At 74.7% G+C, this 779-nt stretch carries 1 protein-coding gene; it reads left to right on the forward strand.

What is annotated here, in order from left to right; genetic code table 11:
* Nucleotides 1-673: DUF4253 domain-containing protein (locus CR470_RS38245; protein ID WP_107489558.1), on the forward strand; the 673-nt coding region annotated here is incomplete at its 5' end.
* Nucleotides 674-779 lie beyond the last annotated feature (106 nt).

Consider the following 779-nt stretch of genomic DNA (forward strand, 5'->3'; position numbering starts at 1 on the left):
AGAGATGTGTATAAGAGACAGGCTGCCGGTGCTGGTCAGCGGCGGCCGGCACGACCAGTGGCCCGAGGAGTGGGACCTGTGCCCGGACGGCACGTCGTATCCCGGCGACCACGACGCCGACGAGGTGCTGGCGGGCTACTGGACGGAGTACGCGGCCGACGAGGTGGGCGACCGCGCGGAGGAGGCGGAGGAAAGCGGGGAGCGGTCCGGGGGCCCCGGCTCCTGGCCCGGCCTCGCGCCCGTCCCCGCCCGGGAGGCGGCCGAGGATCCGGACACGGCGGCCGCGGGCCTGGCGGGTGTGATCACCGCGGACCCGGACAGCTGGCTCGGCGGGGCCCGGATGGCTCTCGTCCCGGCCCGCCGCAGCGCCGACATACCGGCGGCGATCGGCTGGTCGGGCCCGATGAACCACGAGAACGACGTGGCCCGGCTCTGCGCGGTGCTCCGCTCCTGGGAGGACCGGTACGACGCCCGGGTCGTGGTGCTCGGCTTCGACACGTTGATCGTCTCCGTGGGCCGCCCGCCCGCCACCGCCGAGGAGGCCCGCGCCCTGGCCGCCGAGCACTACGCCTTCTGCCCGGACAACATCGACCAGTCCCCGCCGTACGACCTCGACATCTACGCGGAAAAGGCGGTGCTCAACCAGGAAGTGTGGTCCTTCTGGTGGGACTGACCACGAGCCGTCCGGCCGGGCAGCGGCCGGTCCTCACGGAAGGGAGAGGGGCGGCGGCGCACGCCTGCGCGGCGGCGCACGCCTGCGCGGCGGCGCACGCCTGCGC

Origin of the sequence: Streptomyces sp. rh34 (assembly GCF_002551245.1) — a bacterium.
Lineage (GTDB): Bacteria > Actinomycetota > Actinomycetes > Streptomycetales > Streptomycetaceae > Streptomyces.